The organism is Saccharopolyspora cebuensis (assembly GCF_039542665.1).
Classification (GTDB): domain Bacteria; phylum Actinomycetota; class Actinomycetes; order Mycobacteriales; family Pseudonocardiaceae; genus Saccharopolyspora; species Saccharopolyspora cebuensis.
In genome coordinates, this window is sequence record NZ_BAABII010000023.1 from 23407 (window position 1) to 39761 (window position 16355).

The window sequence follows — 16355 nt, forward strand, 5'->3', positions numbered from 1 at the left end:
GGTTAGGTCGCTGGCGCGGGCTGGGCCTCGGCGACGGGCGTGGGGCGTTTGAGGCCGAGCACCAGGACCGCGCCGAGGGTGGTGAGGGCGGCGCTGACCCAGAAGATGGTGGTGTAGCTGGCCGCCTCGCCGGGTACGAATAGTGCGCCCAGGCCGCCGATGGCCACGGCGCGGCCGATGTTGTGCGAGAAGTCGAACCAGCCGGTGGCTTCCGCGCTGGTCTCGGCGGGCACATCCTGTAGCGCCACCGAGGCGGTCGGCCCCAGGGGCAGGCCCTGCCCTGCCCCGGACAGCGGGGCGAGCACAAACAGCCACACCGCCGAGGTCACCGGGGAGACGAACACCGCCAGCGCGACGAACGTGGCCGCGGTGAGCACGAACCCGGTGGCCCAGGGCAGCTTGGGGCCGAACCGGCCGGCCAGGGACCCGCCCCAGATCCCGAAGACCACGGCGCCGACGGTCATCAGCAACAGCGCGTTGGAGGCTTGCATCGCGGGGAAGTCGAAAACGTTGCGCAGCATCAGCGAGGTGAACATCATCGCCGAGAACATGCCCACGCACACCAGGAACGTGCCCGCGTTGCCCAGCACGAACTGCCGATTGCGCCACAACGACGACGCGAACAACGGCTGCGCGTTGACCCGCTGATTGACGATCAGCACGGCCAGCCCCACCACGAAGATGCCCAGGAACACCGGCGCCAGGGAGCTGAGCGTGGCCACCGGCCCAGTGGCGACACCGCCGCCCATGGTGCGCAGGAACCCGGCTGCGGCCAGCCCGACCACCAAGGCGGTGAAGCTGACCGTGAAGGCCACGGCGCCGACCCAGTCGAACCGGCGCGCCCGCTGACGGGGCAGCTCCTCCAGCCCCACCGCCGCCCATCCGAAAGCGGCGGCCCCGGCCAGGCCGGTGACCCAGAAGATCGACTGCCACCCGAGCAGGCTCGCGAGATACCCGCCGATCGGTGGGCCGGCGACGGTGCCGGCCAGTAGCGCCGCGCGCCAGATCCCCAGCCCGGTTTCGCGCTGCCGATCAGCCAGCTGGCGGGCGATGAACACCATCGATACCAGCATGATGCCCCCGCCGAGGCCTTGCACCAGCCGCAGCCCGAGGAACGGGATGAAACCCGAGAAGGCTGGGGTTGCCAGCGACCCGGCCGCGTATAGGCCGAGCCCGGCCAGCAGCACGCGCTTGTGCCCGAACGCGTCGCCGAGCTTGGCGATGACCGGCATCACCACGGCGAACGGCACCAGATACGCGATCACGCTCACGATCGAGGCAGGCTGCGCCACCCCCAAAGCTCGGGTGATCTCCGGGGCCGCCAAATAGGTACCCGTGGAACTCAAATTGGACAGAAACGTCGCCATAGATGTGACGCCGACAATGCTTGCCACCGCGCCCCGAGGTGCGGCTCGCGCCGCCTGATCCATCGGCATATTTCTCCCTACCCACGCTGCTGATTTGCCCACCACGACTGGCCCCGCCGCGAGGTGGAAGCCGCAGCGGCCCGCCGAGACGGCCGACCCGTGCCGTGGTTTGCGGTGACCGTAGAAGTTTGCCCCCGCGGCAAGGTCAACCCGCGGATCCGTGCTTCACCGCATCGAGCTCGCTCCGGTAGCCGGCGGATCGGCCGGCCACATCATCAAGCGGGTATGCACACAGGCCCGCGAACCCCCTGGGAATGCAGGCGAAGCAACCGGTCAGACCGCGTGCCCGCAGGAGATCGCAGCGGCCTTTGTCGGCTTCGTGCCGCGGGCCATGGTGGTTTCCTACTGCCTGTGCGAGGGCTGCTGGGCGCGGCGGAGGAAGAGCCCTGCGCCGGCCAGCGCGATGATCCCGAGCGCCGTGACTAACAGCGCGATGGTTCCGCTGCCCGTGTTGTCTGCACCAGCCTGGTCCTGGCTGTTCCCGGCTGGGGGTTGTGCCGGGTGGTCGCCGCGGGCGGTGGAGGCTCGGTAGTAGGTCTGGGTGTTGATGGCGTGGGCCAACGCGTCCGGCGAGGTGCGCGTGGGATCGAAGGTAACCCGGGCCTGCTGGCTGGCGCTGTCGGCGTCGGCCGTCTGCACACCCTTGCTGTCACGCAGCACTGCTTCGACAGTGCGTTCGCAGTTGGGACAGGCCATCCCGTCGACGGTAAGCGTTGCCTGTTCGGTCGCACCGGCGTGCGCAGTGGAGCCCAGAAGGATGCCCGCGATCAGGACCAGCAGCGTTCCTATGAGCGCGGTGCGGGAGACGGAGCGAATGACGATCTTTCTCATCCCGCTATTCCCTTCAGCAAGGCCGGGAATCCGCCCACGGCAAGGAATTCCGCGGCGAAGTAGGCTGCTCCGACGAGCAGCAGGACCCCAACGGCGCGTTCGATCCAGGGCACCCATCGGGTCAGACCACGCATGTTGTGAAACGCTGCGGTGGAGGTGCCCAGCACCACTAGCGGGATTCCGCGCCCGATGGCGAAAGCGCCGAGCAGCAGCGCCCCGTACCACACCTGGCCGGTGGCCGCGGCGCCCAGCGCCACGGGCAGTAGTAACGGGGTGCAGGCCGGGCAGGTGAGCAATCCGAACGGCATCCCGAGGGCGAAGGCCCCGCCCGCGGTGTGGCGCTGGCGCAATCGGGGCAGAAACGAGGGCAGCCGAGGACGCCACAGCCGCAGGATCACCAGGCTCAGCACCAGCAACAGCACCGTCACGACGGCGTTGAACAAGGCCAAGTGCGCCCCGAGGTAGGACAACGCCGCGGTGCCAAAGGACGCGATCGCGGCCCCGAGGAGCATGTCGACGACAGCCATACCGGCGACGAACGACCCGGACAGCCGAGCCGCGCGTCCGGCGGAGTGAGTCTGCGTGCTGGTGACCAGGCCCATGACCGCTGGAGCCATGGCGTAACTGGACGGAGCGAACCCGACGGCCAAGCCGAACAGCAGCGCAATGCCCACCGTGGCCACGGAGACCTCGCTGAACAGGGCGTTGAGCTGCTGCAGCGCTCCAGCGGCGAAATACGCTCCCGAGCTCATCTGGAAAGCCACGGTGCCCATGCCCAACACAAGCGCCACACTGGCGGCGATCGCCGCGGGCCGCAGCCACCCAGCTCGGCGTGCCGTGTCCTGAATCCCGATTCCAACGGTGTAGCCGAGTTCCTCGATCACCGCGCGGAGCCGCGTCTCGTCCAACTGCGTACCGTGGATGGTGACACGATCATCATCCAGATCCGCGTCCACATGCGACACGCCAGCGACTTTGGCCAGGCCGAGCTGCAGGGTATTGGCACACCCGGCACAGGTCATCCCCGCTACCGGCACGTCAATCCGAGACAATCCACCGGCCACGGTGTCGGAGGCGTCCTCGTGTTCGTGGGGCATCCAGTCCTTCCTCAAACATGCCTGCAGCGATCCGGACGCGTTGACTCCAAGGCGAGTCAACGGTGCGTCAGCAGCGAAACGCTAGAACCTTCCCCCGGGGAAAAGGTCAAGCACGTTCTCGACAGACCGACACGATTGCGCGTTCCGTCACACGCTGCCGCGCGGGAAACCGAGTTCGTAACCGCTGATCGCACGTCCGGCTGTAGGGACGGGCCGTCCTCTGAAGCCGGCTCTGCACTGGTGTGGCTAGGCGGCGGGTGCGGTGGTGTTCCCGACGAGCTGGTGCGCGAGCTGGGTGGCGTCGTCGGCGCAGCCCCAGGACAGGGTGACGCCGGCGCCGCCGTGGCCGTAGTTGTGCACGATGCGGGTGCCGGCTTCGGTTTCCAGGCGGACGTTGTCGCGCCGGAAGGGGCGCAAGCCCACGCGCACCGGGTCGTCGGTGTCAAGTTCCGCGTCGGCCAGGGCGGGGAGGAATTCCTGACAGCGGCGGAGCATGTCCCGCACCGGTGGGTAGTTGTCCGGGGTGAGGTCGGTGTTCCATGTGCCATCTTCGACAATTCCGCCCACCAGCAGCCGATCCTGGCCGCGGGGCACGATGAAGACCATGTCCTGCTGCGGGCTGGAGGGGTCGTTGGCCAGCGCGTGCGCGGTGGTGATCCGGGGCATGCTGGTGCCGTCGTTGCGCAGCCACAGCAGCGCTCCCCGGTGCGGCGAGAGGGTGGTGTCGCCGGCGAGTTCGCGCGCGCCGAGTCCGGAGCAGTTGACGATCACGTCCGCGTCGAACTCGGTGAGCAAAGCTGACTCGTGGTCGCGGAGGTCGCCGGTGATGCGGCGCGGGACGAGGCGGACACCGGTGGCCAGAGCCTGGTCCCGCAGCCAGGCGTTGTAGCGGTCGGTGTCGACCATCGGCGCGGTGTACTGGTAGGCATCCAGCACGCCGGCACGCGGGTTGATCCCGTGGCGGTCGATCAGCCCCGGATCGTGGGCGAATCCCGGCACGTGTGCGGCGACTTCGTGCATCTTGGCCAGTTCCAGTGGTTGCTCGTCGACTGGCCGGTGGAAGTAGGACACGGCCGGGCGCAGATGCACCCCGGTGTGTTCAGGGTGCGTGGCCAGGTGTTGGAACTGCCGGTAGGAGACCATGGCCCAGCTCTTGGATTGTTCGAGCAGGGTTTCGTCGTGATGCCGGCCGCAGACCGATGGGGGCCACTCCCACAACGCGCCGGCCACTGTGGAGACGATTCCCGGGCCGGAGTCGGCGGCGGCCACGGTGACCCGCCAGCCGTGCTGGCGCAGGGTGATCGCGGTGCTCAGCCCGATCACCCCGGCGCCGATCACTAGCGCGGCGGGTGTTTGTGCCTGCGTGCTCACGTCGTGCTCCTTCATCGCGATGAGTGGTGGAACCGTGCGAGCGAGGCACCCTCGCTCGCACGGGAGAGTCAGTCGTGGGCCGGTTGCGCGGGTTCCGGACGTTCCTTCGCGCTCTGCTGGGTGCGTCCGACGCTGCCGATGGCTTGGGACAGCAGGGAGGGGCGGGTGCCGATGGAGTTGATGAAGATCGAGGTGACCGAGGCGGCCATCGCGATCATCGCCCAGACTGGGTAGACGAGGCCGGTGGTGGCCAGGGGCACGCCGATGCCGTTGAAGGTGAACGCGATGGCCACGTTGGCGCGGGTGCGCCGGTAGGCACGGGCACTGATCTCGCGGGCGTCGAGGACGGTGCTGACCTCGTCGCGCAGCAGCACGATGTCGGCGGATTCCACGGCGATGTCGGTGCCGCCACCCGCGGCGATGCCCACGTCGGCCTGCATCAGCGCGGGTGCGTCGTTGATGCCGTCGCCGACCATGGCTACGCGGGTGCCGTCGGCCTGCAGCTCGCGCACGATCTCGGCCTTGCCCTCCGGCAGCACGCCGGCACGGACCTCGTCGATGCCGAGTTGGCCGGCGATGTGGGCGGCGGCGCGTTCGTTGTCGCCAGTCACGAGCACCGGTTCCATGCCTGCCTGGCGCATCCTGGTTACGGCCTCGGTGGCGTCGGGCCGTAGCTCGTCGCCCAGCGCGATCAACCCGATGGCAGCCCCGTCGCGGGCGATGAGGATGACGGTGTGTCCGGCCGTCTCCCACTGGTCGGTGGGGGCGGTGACCGTGCTGCTGTCGACCCCCTCATTGGTGAGCAGGCTCGGTTTCCCGGCCAGCACGGTGTGCCCGCCGACGGTGGCGCGGACCCCGGCACCGGTGACCGAGGTGAATTCCTCGACCTCGGGAACGGTCAACCCCTTGTCATGCGCGGCGTCGACGACAGCGCGGGCCAGTGGGTGTTCGGAGTGGCTTTCCGCGGCGGCGGCCACCGCCAGCACCGCGTCAGTGTCGCCATCGAGGGCATGAATGCCGCGCACGGTCGGTGTGCCCTTCGTGAGCGTGCCGGTCTTGTCCAGCACGATGCGGCGCACCAGCCGGAAGGTCTGGAACGCCTCACCGGTGCGCATCACGATGCCGCGGTCGGCGGCGTGCCCGGTGCCGCGCACGATCGCTAGCGGCGCGGCGATCCCGACCGCGCAGGGATAGCCCATCACCAGCACGGACAGCGCGGCGAACACCGCGCGGCGCACGTCCGGTTCCCCGGCCAGCACCCAGCTGCCGGTCAGCCAGGCGATCAGAGCGAGCGCCGAGATGCTCAGCACGGTGGGGGTGTAGACGCGCAGCACCCGGTCGACCAGGTGCAGGATGCCGGGTTTGAGGGCGCGGGCGTCTTCGACGTGGCGCACCACCTGGGCGAGGAATCCTTCGGCGCCGGTGGCGGTGACCTCGATGAGCAGGCTGCCGGTGCCGTTGATGGCCCCGCCGACGACCTCCTCGCCCGGTCCGCGTTCGGCCGGGACGGGTTCGCCGGTGACCAGGGAGAGATCGATCGCCGAATAGCCGGAGCGGATCGTGCCGTCCAGCGGGATGCGCTCGCCCGGGCGCACGCGCACGTGCTGGCCCACGGACACCTGCTCCACGGGCACCTCCGCCTCGCCCTCGGTGGTCACCAGGCGGGCCAGGTCGGGCTGCAGGTCCAACAGTTTCTTGATCGACTGGCTGGAGCGGGTCTTGACCAGCAACGACAACCATTCCGAAAAGATGTGGTAGTTGGCCACCAGCACCGAGACGGCGAAGAACGCCGCCGTGGGATAGCCGGGCAACACGTTGGTCAGCCCGATCAAACCCCCGGCGATGCCGGCGAACGCGCCGACCTCCAGCAGCACGTGTTGGTTGAGGATCCCGCGCCGGGCGGACTGATAGGCCATGCGCAGGATGTGCGGTGCCACGCCGACCACCACGCCGATCCCGATCGCCCCGGCGAGCCACCCGATCACCGGCGGCTCCAGCCACCCGGCGCCGCGGGCACCCAGCGCAGCCAGGCCGGGCGCCACGATCGCTGCCGCGCCACCCGTGGCCTTCGCGTGCCCGGCCGGGCGCAGCACGGCATACGAGACCGGCACCATCAGCGCGACCACGGTCAGTGGCACGAGCACTGACCAGATGCCGGTGACCTCGGCGATCAGCCCGATCGCGGTGAGGCTGGCGGCGACCGCGCCCAGCAGCCGCGTGCCTTCGCGGATGAGGTCGCGTTCCTCGTCTTCGAACGCGCGGAGCTTGCGCGGGTCGTACAGCTCGTAGCCGACATCGCGCAGCGTGCCTAGGATCGCCTCTGGGCTGGTGCGGTCGGCCTCGTAGTCGACCAGCACCTGTTCGTGGGTCAGGCTCACCGCCACCGTGCCCACGCCGTCCATCCGGCCCAGGGCCTTCTCGATGGTGCCGGTGCACAACGAGCAGTGCAGCCCCGCGATCTTCGCGCGGATCCGCTCGTGCCCAGGGTGCGGGCTCGGTTCCGGCGCCCACAGCTCGCTGCGTTCCTCGGTGGTCGTGCTCATGACGACACCTCTTCTCCCACGACCTGGAACCCGGCGGCCTCGATCCGCTCGGTCAAGTCGGCCACCATGGCCCGGTCGGCCAACTCCGGACCGATCTGGATCTCGACGCGTCCACTGACGTGGTCGGCCTGGACATCTCGTACGCCCTCGACCCGGCGCAGCACGGTGCCGATCCGCTGGGCACACCCGCCGCAATGCATGCCGGATACCTGCATGACGATCGATTCCATCGCCTGCTCCTCACTAGGTCCGAGCTGCCGTTTTCTTGCTCACCGACACGCTAGAACCTTGCCGCTGGGGTAAGGTCAAGGGAGAAATCTCGACGCGTTGGGAGACTGTCGTGGACATGACGGTGGGAACTGCGGCTCGGGCCGCAGGCGTGAGCGCGAAAGCCGTACGGCTGTGGGAATCCAAGGGACTGTTGCCGCCGGCCGAGCGCACCGAGGCCGGCTATCGCCTGTTCACCGAGGACGATCTCGGCGTGTTGCGGTTCATCCGGCAGGCCAAGGCGCTCGGGCTGCAGTTGACCGAGATCAAAGACATCCTCGACCTGCAACGCGAAGGATCCGTGCCGTGCGCGCGGGTCACCGAACTCCTCGATGCCCGGATCACCGAGATCGACCGGACTGTGGCCGACCTGCGCCAGCTCCGCCGTTCCCTGGCTACCGTGCGCCGCTCCGCCCGCGACAGCCAGCGCCGCGGCGAGCACGCCGTGGTCTGCCGCCTCATCGAAAACCACACCGACAGCGAGGACCAGCAGGGCGCAGCCGGCGAGAAGACGCCGGACGCTGATTGAGCCCGGGCAATGATCGCGCCACCGCCTGCCGCCCGGTCATCACCGGTCACATGACGGGTGACGCCCTTATTAGGTCCATGCGGACGCAGCCGGACCATCGCGGCCCCGGCCGGAGAAGCGCTTATGCCGTCGGTGCGGGGGTGAGCGCTTGGCGTGTGATGATGTCGCGCAGGGTGGAGAACATCATGGACCACTTGCCGCGCATGGAATTGGCGAAGACCGCCGTAACGCTGACGATCATGACAGCCATGGCCCAAATGGGTTCGACCAGCCCGGTGGCGGCCAGGGGAACGCCGATGCCGTTGAACAGGAACGCCAGGGTCACGTTCTGCACGGTCCGCCGGTAGCCGCGCTGGCCGATGGTGCGGGCGGTGAGCACGGCATCGAGCCGGTTGCCGACGATGATGACGTCGCCGGATTCGATGGCGATGTCGGTGCCGCTGCCCATGGCAATGCCCACGTCGGCCTGGGTGAGCGCGGGCGCGTCGTTGACGCCGTCACCGACCATGGCCACCCGGCCGTGCTGCTGCAGCTCGCGCACGATCTCGGTCTTGTCCTGCGGCAGGACCTCGGCGCGGACTTCGTCGATGCCGAGCTTCTCGGCGACGACCACCGCGGCGCGGTGGTTGTCCCCGGTGACCATCACCGGGGTGATGCCCCGGCGCCGCAGCTGCTCCAGCGCCGCAGGGGCGTCGGCGCGGATTTCGTCGCCCAGCGCGATTACCCCCTGGACCTCCTCGTCACGGGCGACGGCCACCACGGTGCGCCCGGCCGCTTCGAGCTCTTCGGCGCGCTCGGCAAACCGACCCAGCCCGCCGGCGCGGTCCGCGACGAACGACGGCCTGCCCACGAGCACGGCAGCCCCATCGATGGTCGCCCGGATTCCGTGGCCGCGGATGGCCTCGAACTCCTCGGCAGAGGCCAGCGCCAGCCCGCGTTCGCGGGCCGCGGCGCTGATCGCCGCCCCGAGCGGGTGCTCGGAGGGGGCCTCCGCGGCTGCGGCCAGCGCCAGCAGCTCATCCCGATCGCCGCTGGTGTCCAGCTCGCGCACGGTGAACACCCCCTCGGTTAGCGTGCCGGTCTTGTCGAACACGACCCGGCGGACCTGCCCGAAAGTCTGGAACGCGTCCCCGGTGCGCAACACGATGCCCTGCTCGGCCGCATCGCCCGCACCGCGCACCAGCCCCAGGGGTGCGGCCATGCCCATCGCACACGGATAGGCCATGATCAACACGCCGAGCGTGGCGAACAGGATCCGGTTCAGCTCAGGCGTCTCGCCGAGCACGAGCGGACCCAGCGCCCAGAACAGCCCCGCTGCTCCGGCCAGCACCAGCACCGTCGGAATGTAGACCTTCAGCACGCGCCCGACCAGGTCCACCACCGCGGGCTTGAGCGCGCGGGCCTCCTCGATGTTGTGCACGATCTGCCGCAGGAAGGTGTCCTCACCGACGTGGGTGATCTCCACCAGCAGAGTTCCGGAGTCGTTGATCGCCCCACCGATGACCTCACCACCCTCGCGTTTTTGCACCGGCACCGACTCGCCGGTCACCAGTGATTCGTCCACCGCCGAGTGCCCGGAGAACACGCGCCCGTCGATGGGGATCCGCTCGCCCGGCCGCACCCGCACGACATCACCCACCGACAGGGCCTGGATCGGTACATCCCCTTCGAGTCCGTCGCGCACCAGCCGGGCCGTGTCCGGCTGCAACGCCATCAGCTTTTTCACCGAGTGCGAGCTCTGCGTGCGCACCAGCAGCGACAGCCACATCGAGAACACGTGATACGTCGCCACCAGCACCGTCACGGCGAAGTAGCCACCGGTGGGGTAGTCCTCCAGCGGAAGCGCCAGGCCGAGCAGCCCACCGACCAGCCCGCCGAGGATGGAGGCGCGCACCACGGGGCGGTTGGTCAGCAACCCGCGCCGCCGCGAGTGCAGCGTGTCCGAGAACAATTCCGGGGCCACCACCAGCGAAACCACCGCGAGCGCCCCCAGCGGCCAGCCCACCCAGCCACCGACCACGCCGGTCAGTTCCAGCAGCATCAGCGGAACCGTCACCACGCTCAGCGCGGCCAGGATCAGCAATCGGCGTCCCTCGCTGACGACCTTGGCCGCATCCTCGTCCGACTCCTGCCCGCCGCGCGAGGCCGCCGAGTCCCCGACGGCGAACCCGAGCTCGCCCACCGCAGCCTGCAGCTGCTCGGGGCCAGTGCGTTCCGGGTCGTAGTCGACCAGCAACTGCTCATCCGGCAGGTTCACCGAAACCTGCTCCACCCCTGGCAGCTCGGCCAGCCTCCGCTCGATGATCCCGGTACACAGCGAACACTGCATACCGCTGACTGGCATCGTCAGCCGTGCGCGTCCCTCGGCAACCGTCTCCGAAGCGGGAGTGGGCATCACTGACTCCTCAACCATGCACGAACCGGTCACCCGGTGTTCTCCACGCACGCTAGAACCCTGCCCCAGGGGAAAGGTCAAACGCGTCAATCACACCCGAGACGGCGAACGGACTATGCGGGACGGGACGTCCCGAACGTCGCGATTGTCACCGGTCCCAGCAAGACAGCCGTGCAGCTCGACTCTCGACCTGCACGGGGAAGCCCTTGGAACCTTGGCGCCGCAACACCCTTCAGCTTCCCAGCTACCCGCCACGCGCATTTCCGAAAGAATCGGGTGGCTCCGACCTGCGGTTCTGCGCTGTCACTTGTCAGCGTTCTGCGCAGTGCAGCGCGCATCTGTTGGGCTGGGCTGCCACCCCAATGGCAACCCACCGAAATGAGGCTCTCCTCGGCATCGCACACCGAGGGGCTGGGCCGTGAGTCTTGTCCCTCGGTGTGCGACGCGTCATCTCAGGCGGAGACCGAGGCCATCGCCCGGCACTGCTGAGCACAGCGGCGGCAGGCTGCGGCACATTCGCGGCAGTAATCCAGGTCGTACTTGTCGCACTCGGCCGCACACGCCTCGCAGACCTCAGCGCAGAGCTGACAGAGCTGGGCAACCCAGCGTGAGTCCCGGGCGAGCAGCGTCACGCAGGCAGCGCAGATCGCCGCACAGTCCAGACACAACCGGGCACACTCGGCCATGTCCGGGTTGTTGGCGCAACAGTTGTAATTGCACGTCTCGCATGCCTGCTGGCACTCCGCGCACGCATCCAAGCACGCCTTGTTCGCCTCACCCACGGTCGCGACAGCCATGACGAACCCTCCTTCGATAGCTATGTCTTCTGGCATTGCGCGTCCACAGCGACCCGCACACAGGTCAGGTGCGCCGCCGTCGACCGCCTCGCGAACGTAAAGGCTTGTCCCGGAGACAAGGTCAACGTCGTACCCAGCAATGGAGTGGCTAAACCACCCATCCGAGTAAGCCCCGCCCGGGCGGGGCCAGCCACTAACCTCACCCACCGGCGGACGGCCCCCGGCGGATCAGCGTGACTTCGCTGAAGAGCGCGTCATCCCGCGAGTCACGCTGGTGTCAGCGGGGCATCCGCGTTGGTTCGAGGTCGAGTTGTTCCAGGGCGGCTCGGTAAGCCTCGTTGTAGGTGGGGAATTGTGGGATGCCGTCGAGGAGAGTTTCGAGGGGGATGCGAGCACGGATGGCCAACGCGGCCGTGTGGATCCATTCGCTGGCCAGCGGGGCTACGACCCAGGCGCCGATCAGAATTCGACGGGCGCGGTCGACGAGGAGTCCGAGGGTGCCCTGCGGGCTGGTGTCGTAGGTCCAGGGGCGCGCCAGCGCGCCTGGAAGGTCGAGTTCGGTGCTGACGGCATCGATGCCGCGTTCGGTGGCTTGGGCGTGGGTGAGGCCAACCGCGGCGATCTCGGGGTGTGCGAACACGACACGGGGGATTGCGGTGTATTCGGCAGTGCGTGGTCGACCGAGAATCGTGTCGGTCGCGACGCGCGCCTGGTATTGCGCGACATGCGTGAACAAGGCGACGGCGGTGGCATCGCCCAGCGCCCACAGGCCCGGTGCCGCTCGACAGTGCTCGTCGACGGGCAGCGCACCGCTGGCGTCGGGGTGGATGCCCGATTGTTCCAGCCCGAGATCGTCGGTACGGGGCCGGCGCCCGGCACCGAGGACGGTCACGTCGGTGCGTACCGTGGTGCCGTCGTCCAGTTCGACGACGGTGTCCGCCCCGTCACGACGGGCAGCACGGGCCTCACTGCCGAGTCGCACGTCGATCCCGTCTTGGGACAGGAGCTCTGCGGTGAGCTCCCCGACGCGTGGGTCTTCGCGGTCGAGGAGGCGAGGACCGCGTTGCACCAGGGTGACCTGGCTACCCATGCGGGCCAGGAACTGGCCGAGCTCCACTCCGACGGCACTACCGCCGATGAGCACGGCGCGCTGGGGAATGTCGGTCAACGTGGTGGCTTCGCGGTTGGTCCACACCGGCACCTGATCCAACCCGTCGATCGGGGGCCGGACGGGCTCGGAGCCGGTGGCCACCACCACATGCTCCGTGCTCAGTTCTTCGCCGCCGACCTGCACGCGCCACGGATCGCGCCCGGTCACGCGTGCCGTTCCCTTGAGTACGGTGGCGCCGCGCTGTCGGTATGATTCGACTTGTTTGCTGTCATCGAGGTGGCGGATCATGCCATCCCGATAGTCGCGCAGGGCTGGCCAGTCGAGTGCAGGTTCGGCCAGCCCCGCAACCTGAGTGGCCTCGGCACGAGCCTCCGGTGGGCGCAGCAAGGTCTTCGACGGGATGCAGGCCCAGTAGCCACACTCCCCGCCTATGAGCTCCCGCTCCACGACGGCCACCCGCAAACCGCCTGCGATCAGGCGGGAGGTGGCGACCTCGCCGCCGGGGCCGGCGCCGATCACGATCGCGTCGAAGTCACTGGTCACGATGCTGCTCCTGTTCTCCTACGGTGCTTGTCACCGACGGTGGCGCCTGAGTGTGTCCAGCCGCTCTCGGTGATTGCGGCGTGGGCTGCGCCGAAGGTGAGCTGGGCGAGGATGCTGCGGAGGTGGCTGCTGGCGGGGTAGGCATGATTGGGAGTGCTGAAGCTCAACGCAGGTAAGGGCTGCGTCGACGATGGCCGACATGGCGACTCTGTTCCCCAAGGCGGTGGCGCAGACGGTGGTGTTGCCAGGGAGTCAGGTACTGCCACTTGCTCAGCAAGATCTTGGAACCTGGTCGTCGGCATGGATACGTACCTCTTCGGGCATTACTGGATGTCCGCAGTCGGAGTGCCCCCCAGGAGCTTCGGGCAATCCTGTGTCGGCACGCGGCGGATTGCCCTTGCAGCGTGGGTCAGCAGCCCTCGGTGTCGGCTTGCTGGCACGACGTGGCAGTGAGACCTCGTGCGAGGTCGTATGCCTCGGTGACGGGCAGCACGGAGGCGTCGGGATCGTCGTCCAGCCATGGTTGTGCTGCCTGTTGGCTGGTGAAGAAGTGCACGTGGTTGCAGAAGTCGGCGCGGACGGAGGTCAGGTCCTCGGGGGTGACCAGAGAGACAACGGCGGTAGGTGGGTCGACGTCGGTCACCCCGGTGTCGTCGATGGCGAGGTGAATCGGGATACCCGTGACCTGGCACGGCGAGGTGACGCGGGCGGGTCGGCCGAGCAGCCGGGGATAGACCAGGGTGTCCATGGCGCACCAGGTGTAGAGCACTCGCCCGTCGATCTCGAAGCGGTGCGGGGTCGGCCGTAGAGTGAGTCCTGCGCCGACGATCCGGCCCGCCTCGTCGTATTCGATGTCCGGCGTGCTCGCCAGAGCGCGGCGAACCTCCCGCACCGGTTGGCCGTGGGCGGCGGCCAGATCCTCGATGGTTACCGGTTCGCCGCAGGCGAGCAGGCGCAGCAGCGTGAGCCCGCGCCATCCTTCGCTCGCGCTGGTTTCGGGCCGGAAGACAGAGTCCAGTGTGGACGCAATCTGGTCGCGTTCGGTGGCCACGATCATGGCCCTTTCTGTTTTGTGCGTTGGGGTTATGCGGCGCAGCAGGAAAGTTTGGCCACGTCGCGGGTGAAGGTTTGCGCGGCGAGCTTGAGGGATTCGGCCATGGTCAAATACGGGCACCACAGCTCGCCCATCTCGTAGACACTCATCTGGTTGTGCAGCGCGTAGACGGCGGTGGCGATCACCTCGCCGGCACCGTCGGCCAGCACATGCGCGCCGAGCAGGCGCCCGGTGCCGCGTTCGGCGACCAGCTTGACCAGGCCGCGGGTGTCGCGATTGACCAGCGCGCGGGGCACGTGTTCCAGCGGCAGCACGCGGCATTCGCAGTCCCAGCCCTGCGCCTGGGCTTCGGCATCGGTGAGACCGGCGGCGGCGACCTGGGGGCGGGTGAAGGTCACCCGCGGCAGGTGGTGGTAATCCAGCGTCCGCCCGGCCTGGTGGAAGGCGTTGTCGACCACGACCGCACCGTGCGCACCGGCGACGTAGACGAACTGCGGGTGCCCCGTCACATCCCCAGCGGCCCAGATCCGCGGGTTGTCGGTGCGCAGCTGCTCGTCGGTGACGATCTGGCCGCGCTCACCGAGGCTCACCCCGACACGGTCGAGACCGAGCCCGTCGGTGACGGGCTTGCGGCCGGTGGCCATCAGCAGCTCGTCGGCCCGCAGCCAGTGGGTGTGTCCGTCCGCGTCGCGTAGCTCGGCGACCACCTGCCCGTCCTCGCGGCTCACGCGGGCGAGGACCGTGCCGGTGCGCACGCCGATGTCCTCGCCGGTGAAGACCTCGGCGAGCGCGCCAGAGATCGCCGGTTCCTCGGCCGGGGCCAGGCGATCCAGCATCTCCACGACCTCGACGCGCGTGCCCAGGTGGGAGAACAGCTGAGCTTGTTCCAGCCCGACGTAGTTGCCGCCGACCACCAGCATCGACTCGGGCAGGGCTTTGAGTTCCATGGCCGCGGTGGAGGTCAGGTAATCGACCTCGTCGAGCCCGTCCACCGGCGGGGTCCACGGCGCCGATCCCGTGGCGACGAGGTAGTGCTCGGCCTCAATCCGACGCGTGCCGCCCTCGGCGAGGACGACCTCCAGCGCAGGACCGTCGACGAACCGAGCTTGGCCGGCGAGGATCTCCCAGCCGTACTCGGCGGCCAAACCGGTGTACTTGTCCTGCTGCATCCCGGCCACCAAGTCGGCTTTGCCCTTGATCAGCTCGGCGACGGCGACCTCGTCGGCACTGGCCCGAACACCGGGGAAGCGGTCGGCCGAGAGCGCGACGTGCCGGGCCTCGGCGGCGGCCAGCAACGCCTTCGACGGCACGCACCCGGTGTTCACGCACGTGCCGCCGACGGTGCCGCGCTCAACCATCACCACCGATCGGGCTTCGCGCCGTGCGGCGATCGCTGCGGCGAAGGCGGCACCCCCGGACCCGATGATCGCCAGATCGAACACCATCCCGGTCACCCCTTTCGTGGCGAGCGGACCCCGCCCGCCTGGTCGTATTCGTATTTCCGGATGTATTCTGGCATCATAGTATCCGCCTTGGCGAATATGTACAGGATGGTTGGGAGGAACCCCCGCATGAGTGAGGCTGCGGACAGTGCCCGGTCTGGCGGGTTGCTCGGTGATGGCGGCGAGGTGGGCACGGTGGCGAAGTTCTTCCGCGCGCTGGGCGATCCGAGCCGGCTGCGGTTGCTGGAGTTCCTGCTCGACCGCGAGCGCAGCGTCAGCGACTGCGTGTCCCACATCGGGCTCTCGCAGGGCCGGACCTCCACGCATCTGACGTGTTTGGCCGACTGCGGCTACGTCCATGCCCGCCGCGAGGGCCGCTGGTGCTACTACCGGGTGGCCGACCCGCGGGTGGCCGAGTTGGTGATGCTGGCCCGCGCGCTGGCGGCCGACAACTGCGCGGCGCTGGCAGCTTGCGAGCGCATCGACGCCACCTCCACCGCCAAGGCGCAAACTTCGACCAGGGGCGCGTAATGGCCACCACGGACAAGCGCGGCGTGCTCGCGACGATCGGCCTTGGCGTACTGCTGGTGTTGTGCTGCGCCGTCCCTGCTCTGATCGCCGCGGGGGCGCTCGGCGTGCTCGGCGCGTGGCTGCGGAACCCCTGGGTGATCGGCGCAGCCCTCGGCGCCGCGCTCGTCGTGGCCTGGCAGGTCTGGGCCCGGCACCGCGGGCGGTACAGCACTGGTGGCGGCTCAGGTCTGCCCGGGAATCACGATGATGACCGACCATCCGCGCCGTAATCCGCCCGTTCTTGCCCGTCCGCGTTCTGATCAGGAGTGGTGATGTCCTCGCCGTCCCACGCGACCCCCGCACGTTCCCGCTCCGTCAGCACTAGGGCGTGTTGCTAAATCCATTGGAGGGCTGCGGCGATACGGATCCCGGCCGCGT

The 16355-nt window shown here is 68.8% G+C and carries 14 protein-coding genes; 3 read left to right on the forward strand and 11 right to left on the reverse strand.

The genetic code is table 11. The features are described 5' to 3' along the window. Positions 1-2 precede the first annotated feature (2 nt). The 6 genes from ABD976_RS27875 to ABD976_RS27900 form a co-directional block, all read right to left on the reverse strand. Entirely contained in the window at positions 3-1367 is a 1365-nt protein-coding gene (locus ABD976_RS27875; RefSeq protein WP_345368061.1) for an MFS transporter, read from the reverse strand. A 402-nt stretch (positions 1368-1769) separates the two neighbouring features. Continuing rightward, the gene (locus ABD976_RS27880) at positions 1770-2258 is read right to left on the reverse strand and encodes a heavy-metal-associated domain-containing protein (protein WP_186361408.1); all 489 of its coding nucleotides are present in this window, start codon (positions 2256-2258) and stop codon (positions 1770-1772) included. After that, positions 2255-3355 (reverse strand): cytochrome c biogenesis protein CcdA, encoded by a 1101-nt coding sequence (locus tag ABD976_RS27885; RefSeq protein ID WP_186361407.1) that lies wholly within the window; start codon positions 3353-3355, stop codon positions 2255-2257. The genes ABD976_RS27880 and ABD976_RS27885 overlap by 4 nt, the downstream gene beginning before the upstream one ends. Before the next feature lie 246 nt (positions 3356-3601). Further along, positions 3602-4741: an FAD-dependent oxidoreductase gene (locus tag ABD976_RS27890; protein ID WP_186361406.1), complete on the reverse strand. Its 1140-nt coding sequence runs from the start codon at positions 4739-4741 to the stop codon at positions 3602-3604. A gap of 53 nt (positions 4742-4794) precedes the next feature. After that, a complete protein-coding gene (locus ABD976_RS27895; RefSeq protein ID WP_186361405.1) occupies positions 4795-7269 on the reverse strand; it encodes a heavy metal translocating P-type ATPase in 2475 nt (824 codons plus the stop codon). Then, positions 7266-7499, reverse strand: coding sequence for a heavy-metal-associated domain-containing protein (locus ABD976_RS27900; RefSeq protein WP_186361404.1), 234 nt, complete (start codon positions 7497-7499; stop codon positions 7266-7268). The genes ABD976_RS27895 and ABD976_RS27900 overlap by 4 nt, the downstream gene beginning before the upstream one ends. 116 nt (positions 7500-7615) lie before the next feature. On the opposite strand from ABD976_RS27900, the gene ABD976_RS27905 reads away from it, so the two are divergent. After that, positions 7616-8065 carry a heavy metal-responsive transcriptional regulator gene (locus ABD976_RS27905; RefSeq protein ID WP_222132337.1) on the forward strand — a complete coding sequence of 150 codons (450 nt, stop codon included), beginning with the start codon at positions 7616-7618 and terminating at the stop codon, positions 8063-8065. A gap of 121 nt (positions 8066-8186) precedes the next feature. On the opposite strand, the gene ABD976_RS27910 is transcribed toward ABD976_RS27905, so the two are convergent. From ABD976_RS27910 to merA, 5 genes are all read right to left on the reverse strand, one after another. Then, positions 8187-10460 carry a heavy metal translocating P-type ATPase gene (locus ABD976_RS27910; protein WP_186361402.1) on the reverse strand — a complete coding sequence of 758 codons (2274 nt, stop codon included), beginning with the start codon at positions 10458-10460 and terminating at the stop codon, positions 8187-8189. Between the two features lie 452 nt (positions 10461-10912). Then, positions 10913-11257 (reverse strand): four-helix bundle copper-binding protein, encoded by a 345-nt coding sequence (locus ABD976_RS27915; protein ID WP_186361401.1) that lies wholly within the window; start codon positions 11255-11257, stop codon positions 10913-10915. Between the two features lie 277 nt (positions 11258-11534). Then, the gene (locus tag ABD976_RS27920) at positions 11535-12911 is read right to left on the reverse strand and encodes a dihydrolipoyl dehydrogenase family protein (protein ID WP_186361400.1); all 1377 of its coding nucleotides are present in this window, start codon (positions 12909-12911) and stop codon (positions 11535-11537) included. Positions 12912-13320: 409 nt separating this feature from the next. Next, positions 13321-13968, reverse strand: a complete 648-nt coding sequence (gene merB, locus ABD976_RS27925) for an organomercurial lyase MerB (RefSeq protein ID WP_186361399.1) — start codon at positions 13966-13968, stop codon at positions 13321-13323. 26 nt (positions 13969-13994) lie between these two features. Then, on the reverse strand, positions 13995-15410 hold the full coding sequence (gene merA / locus ABD976_RS27930; RefSeq protein WP_186361398.1) for a mercury(II) reductase: 1416 nt from the start codon (positions 15408-15410) through the stop codon (positions 13995-13997). A 126-nt stretch (positions 15411-15536) separates the two neighbouring features. On the opposite strand from merA, the gene ABD976_RS27935 reads away from it, so the two are divergent. Both ABD976_RS27935 and ABD976_RS27940 read left to right on the forward strand, forming a co-directional pair. Continuing rightward, a complete protein-coding gene (locus ABD976_RS27935) occupies positions 15537-15938 on the forward strand; it encodes an ArsR/SmtB family transcription factor (RefSeq protein WP_186361397.1) in 402 nt (133 codons plus the stop codon). After that, positions 15938-16207 (forward strand): hypothetical protein, encoded by a 270-nt coding sequence (locus ABD976_RS27940; protein WP_186361396.1) that lies wholly within the window; start codon positions 15938-15940, stop codon positions 16205-16207. The genes ABD976_RS27935 and ABD976_RS27940 overlap by 1 nt, the downstream gene beginning before the upstream one ends. The last annotated feature ends 148 nt before the right edge of the window (positions 16208-16355 follow it).

What these genes read in the sequence shown, in the direction of transcription:
- ABD976_RS27880 (WP_186361408.1), bottom strand. Translation starts at nt 2,258, where the DNA reads ATGAGAAAGATCGTCATTCGCTCCGTCTCCCGCACCGCGCTCATAGGA.
- ABD976_RS27935 (WP_186361397.1), top strand. Translation starts at nt 15,537, where the DNA reads ATGAGTGAGGCTGCGGACAGTGCCCGGTCTGGCGGGTTGCTCGGTGAT.
- ABD976_RS27875 (WP_345368061.1), bottom strand. Translation starts at nt 1,367, where the DNA reads ATGGCGACGTTTCTGTCCAATTTGAGTTCCACGGGTACCTATTTGGCG.
- ABD976_RS27900 (WP_186361404.1), bottom strand. Translation starts at nt 7,499, where the DNA reads ATGGAATCGATCGTCATGCAGGTATCCGGCATGCATTGCGGCGGGTGT.
- merB (WP_186361399.1), bottom strand. Translation starts at nt 13,968, where the DNA reads ATGATCGTGGCCACCGAACGCGACCAGATTGCGTCCACACTGGACTCT.
- ABD976_RS27895 (WP_186361405.1), bottom strand. Translation starts at nt 7,269, where the DNA reads ATGAGCACGACCACCGAGGAACGCAGCGAGCTGTGGGCGCCGGAACCG.
- ABD976_RS27940 (WP_186361396.1), top strand. Translation starts at nt 15,938, where the DNA reads ATGGCCACCACGGACAAGCGCGGCGTGCTCGCGACGATCGGCCTTGGC.
- ABD976_RS27910 (WP_186361402.1), bottom strand. Translation starts at nt 10,460, where the DNA reads ATGCCCACTCCCGCTTCGGAGACGGTTGCCGAGGGACGCGCACGGCTG.
- ABD976_RS27885 (WP_186361407.1), bottom strand. Translation starts at nt 3,355, where the DNA reads ATGCCCCACGAACACGAGGACGCCTCCGACACCGTGGCCGGTGGATTG.
- ABD976_RS27905 (WP_222132337.1), top strand. Translation starts at nt 7,616, where the DNA reads ATGACGGTGGGAACTGCGGCTCGGGCCGCAGGCGTGAGCGCGAAAGCC.
- ABD976_RS27890 (WP_186361406.1), bottom strand. Translation starts at nt 4,741, where the DNA reads ATGAAGGAGCACGACGTGAGCACGCAGGCACAAACACCCGCCGCGCTA.
- ABD976_RS27915 (WP_186361401.1), bottom strand. Translation starts at nt 11,257, where the DNA reads ATGGCTGTCGCGACCGTGGGTGAGGCGAACAAGGCGTGCTTGGATGCG.
- merA (WP_186361398.1), bottom strand. Translation starts at nt 15,410, where the DNA reads ATGGTGTTCGATCTGGCGATCATCGGGTCCGGGGGTGCCGCCTTCGCC.